Source organism: Erwinia sp. PME.40.26/001 (assembly GCF_055556675.1).
This window is the reverse complement of record NZ_JBVHNP010000333.1, coordinates 1-250: the sequence shown is the minus strand read 5'-3', so window position 1 is coordinate 250 and position 250 is coordinate 1. Positions and strand designations below refer to the sequence as shown.

Genomic DNA, 250 nt, shown 5'->3' with positions numbered 1-250 from the left:
CCTTGCCGGCCGGCGAGGCACCGGCTGCGGCGATCATCTTGTAGAGCTCGTTGCCCTTGGCATCCTTGAAGGAGAGCATGTTGCGGCCATCGAGCTTGGTGTTGATGGGATGCATGACGATGGTGGAGTCCGCGCCCACCAGGGTGGCGTAGCCGTCGCCGGTATAGCGCTAGTCGCGCACGCGGGCGATGGCGCCTTGCTGCGCCTCGGCGCGGGAGAGCTTGCCGTCGGCCTCCAGCTTGGCGAAGCC

1 pseudogene is annotated in these 250 nt (G+C 67.2%); it reads right to left on the bottom strand.

The window, feature by feature from the left end:
- Positions 1 to 157, bottom strand: a pseudogene (locus ACZ3HG_RS24425) (cache domain-containing protein); the annotation flags it as partial.
- Positions 158 to 250 lie beyond the last annotated feature (93 nt).